Genomic DNA, 3,574 nt, shown 5'->3' on the forward strand with positions numbered 1-3,574 from the left:
GCTTTTGTTTTCAAACTGAGCAGTGGATATCTTTAACTTTTTCATTTCCTTATTTGTTCTTTTTTCAGAAGCCTAAATTTAATCATTAGACTTTCTTCTGCGTATGAAAGAAGGAAATTTATTCATAAAAAAAATATGGATCAATAATCTATCTCCCTGTCATAAATTTCGTTATTTCGTGCATTAATATATTCTTATGAAGATCAGCTATAATCCTTTTGAACTAAACTTGAAGCATCCGTTTACCATTGCCAAATTTTCGCGTACTTCTACTCCAATCATGCTGATGGAAATCAGTTATGAAGGTTATACCGGATTTGGCGAAGCCTCTATGGTGCCATATATGGGTGAGAATATTGAATCTGCCATGGCTTTTATGGCTAAAGTGGATCTTTCTTGGTTAAAAGCACCTTTTGATTTTGATGAACTGATTGCCTATTTGGATAGCATAGCTCCTGGAAATCCAAATATTAAGGCCGCTGTTGATATAGCTCTGCATGATCTTCGCGGAAAAATGGAACAAAAACCATGTTACCAATACTTCAATTCGGATCCTTCAAAAATGCCTCCTACTTCTTATACACTTGGTATTGACACACCTGAAGTGCTATTACAAAAGATCAAAGAAGGCGAAAATTGTCACATCATTAAGGTGAAACTTGGACGAGATAATGATAAGGACTTGATCAACACTATTCGATCGGCAACCGATAAACCATTATATGTTGATGCTAATCAGGGATGGACAGATAAGCAACAGGGTTTGGATATGGTATTCTGGCTGCACGAGCAGGGAGTTGTTTTAATTGAGCAGCCGATGGCTAAAGATGATCCTGATTCCAATGCCTGGATCACTGAGCGAAGTCCGATTGCTATAGTTGGAGATGAATCTGTTCAGCGATTTGCTGATGTAGAAAAAGCGCAGGGTGTTTATCACGCCATCAATATGAAGCTGATGAAAAGCGCTGGTATGCATGAAGGCTATCGAATGATTATGAAAGCAAAAGCGCTCGGATTAAAAACAATGATTGGCTGTATGAGTGAAACCAGTTGTGGTACCCTTGCAGCAGCAGCTTTAGCACCACTGTGCGACTGGGCTGATCTTGACGGTCCATTCTTAACCAGCAACAATCCATACAATGATCCTGATTTTAAGGATGGGAAGTGGGTGCTATCTGATTTGGCAGGATTGGGACTAAAAAATCGTAATAAATAAGATTTTATTTTTCTTTATTGGTAAGACTTCTTACACTTTTTACCAGCCTGAACTTAAGGTAGATTAGCATAGCTAATGGTGGAATTCCAGCAAATAGGTATAAATAATACTTGTTTTTGAATGACCATACCAGAGAAATAACAATAACAATAATTGCTACGTTCAAGAAAATATTTAAGAGGATTTTTTTTAGCATATCGGATTAATAAACCGGCATATCAGGTTCAAATTCTGCCTTCCATGCAAGAATACCACCCTTTAAATTATAAAGATTAGTATAGCCTAATTGTTGTTCCAGCTGATTCAGGGCAGCTGCACTTCTTGCACCGCTGCGGCATTGCATGATCACAGGTTTATCCGTACTTATTTTTGATGCTTCAAGCATAACTCCAGCAAGCGGAATGTTTTCGCCACTCAGATTAGACACTTCATATTCAAAAGTTTCACGTACATCAATCAATTGGAAATCTTCCTTATTGTCGATCATGTTCTTAAGTTCAAGTACTGTTTTTTCCTTCATGGTGATTTTTAATATGATGTAAAGGTACGGTTTTCTATAATTAATATTAAATATCAGACTTGCTAAACTATAATTTGGAGGCTTCAATAAGCCTTATTATGGGGGCTATGTCTAATATTTGGTTTTTTCGGGAAGTCTAACTGCTATACTTTACAGAAGGATCTTATGAATGCCAAATTCACTATTGACCAGCAGTTAGATTAGTTGATTCTTAATCCAGTACATTTTTTTTAACTTCATCCCGCCAATTAAACTAACCAATGAGAACAAGCTTATATCTGCTTTTATTTTTATTTTCTACCCTGAACTTATCCGCTCAGAAACCACTAGAATACAGGATCTCATTTCCCAATGCGGTTCATCATGAGGCAGATATTGAATTGCTAATTCCTGATGTTCCTGCAGGGCCCCTAACTTTTAGGATGAGCCGATCATCTCCAGGAAGGTATGCAACCCATGAGTTTGGAAAGAATGTTTATGCTGTAAAAGCATTTAATGAAAATGGGAGTGAATTACCAGTAATTCAGGTTGAAGGTGATGTTTATAGTGTGGATAAGCATAATGGAACCGTTAAGATATCGTATACCGTGTTCGGTAACTGGGTTGATGGTACTTATCTGGCAATAGATGAAATACATGCTCATTTAAATATGCCTGCGGCGTTTATGTGGGTTCCCCTTCTTTCCGGAAGGCCAATTCAAATCAAATTTAATGACTTAAACAAATATGGCTGGAAAGTTGCTACTCAATTAAAGCCTACAGTACTTGCAGATACGGTCACTGCGCCTGATTTGAATTATTTTATGGATAGTCCGGTTGAACTTTCTGATCATCATTTAATTAGTTGGACAGACAGAAATACAGACAATTCCGAACAGCTCATTCGCGTGAGTTCTCATAGTGTTGACAATAAGGATGTGGTGTTTGGTTATGCCAAAATGGTTGAACATTTGGTTAAAGAATCAAAAGCTGTTTTTGGTGAGTTACCGAGGTTTGATCATGGCACCTATACTTTTTTGCAGGATGTAAGTAAGGATAATGCAGGTGATGGTATGGAGCATAGAAATTCAACCGTAATCACCGATACACAGAATAAGATTGCGGGTAACGAAGTAGATCTTCTGGGTACGTTTTCGCATGAGTTTTTTCATGCCTGGAATGTGGAACGTATTCGTCCAAAAACTCTGGAGCCTTTCAATTTTTCACATGCCAATATGAGTTCTGAACTTTGGTTTGCAGAAGGTTTCACGCAGTATTATGGCAATATGATCTTAAAAAGAGCAGGTTTTCTTTCAGACAAACAATATCAGAGCGTACTTTCCGATATTCTAAATGGAGTATTGAATTCTCCGGGTGCTTCAAGCTTTTCTGCAACTCAAATGAGCCGCCGTGCAGTTTTTGTGGATGCTGGAGTTTCTGTGGACAGGAATAATTATGCAAATACCTTTGCCTCCTACTATACCTATGGTGCCTTTATTGCACTGGGCCTTGATCTTCGTTTACGGTCAGAATTTAAACTTACACTGGATGATTTTATGCAGGCTGTATGGAAAAAACATGGCAAAACAGAAATGCCGTATTCAATCCCTGATTTGCAAAATGTGCTCGGAACACTAACCAATATCAGGTTTGCAGAAGATTTTTTCCATAGGTACATTTACGGTACTGAAAAGAATGATTATGTAAAGTTGCTGGCAAATGCTGGGCTGGAACTTCGGAAAGCTGAACCCGGAAAGGCAAGTATTGGGAACCTCAGATTGAATTTGAGACCAACAGATGGGAGGAATGTAGTTTCAGCTGCAACTATCAAGGGAACCGCGGCTTATGAAGCAGGAATT

Annotated in this window: 4 protein-coding genes; 2 read left to right on the top strand and 2 right to left on the bottom strand. The window is 38.1% G+C overall.

The window, feature by feature from the left end; translation table 11 throughout:
* Positions 1–196: 196 nt before the first annotated feature.
* Positions 197–1,216 carry a dipeptide epimerase gene (locus tag ACIQZ6_RS12415; RefSeq protein WP_395811566.1) on the top strand — a complete coding sequence of 340 codons (1,020 nt, stop codon included), beginning with the start codon at positions 197–199 and terminating at the stop codon, positions 1,214–1,216.
* Positions 1,217–1,220: 4 nt separating this feature from the next.
* Here ACIQZ6_RS12415 and ACIQZ6_RS12420 read toward each other — a convergent pair whose 3' ends face one another.
* Complete coding sequence (locus ACIQZ6_RS12420; protein ID WP_395811568.1) at positions 1,221–1,412, bottom strand: DUF6358 family protein; 192 nt, start codon at positions 1,410–1,412, stop codon at positions 1,221–1,223.
* A gap of 6 nt (positions 1,413–1,418) precedes the next feature.
* On the bottom strand, positions 1,419–1,736 hold the full coding sequence (locus tag ACIQZ6_RS12425) for a rhodanese-like domain-containing protein (RefSeq protein WP_395811570.1): 318 nt from the start codon (positions 1,734–1,736) through the stop codon (positions 1,419–1,421).
* A gap of 260 nt (positions 1,737–1,996) precedes the next feature.
* Here ACIQZ6_RS12425 and ACIQZ6_RS12430 point away from each other — a divergent pair.
* Positions 1,997–3,574, top strand: a 1,578-nt coding sequence (locus tag ACIQZ6_RS12430; RefSeq protein WP_395811572.1) for a M61 family metallopeptidase, incomplete at its 3' end; no start/stop codon positions are given.

Source organism: Daejeonella sp., assembly GCF_044348475.1.
Classification (GTDB): Bacteria; Bacteroidota; Bacteroidia; order Sphingobacteriales; family Sphingobacteriaceae; genus Daejeonella.

Excerpts from the sequence above, each read along its gene's own strand:
- ACIQZ6_RS12415 (WP_395811566.1), top strand. The coding sequence starts at position 197 with ATGAAGATCAGCTATAATCCTTTTGAACTAAACTTGAAGCATCCGTTT.
- ACIQZ6_RS12420 (WP_395811568.1), bottom strand. The coding sequence starts at position 1,412 with ATGCTAAAAAAAATCCTCTTAAATATTTTCTTGAACGTAGCAATTATT.
- ACIQZ6_RS12425 (WP_395811570.1), bottom strand. The coding sequence starts at position 1,736 with ATGAAGGAAAAAACAGTACTTGAACTTAAGAACATGATCGACAATAAG.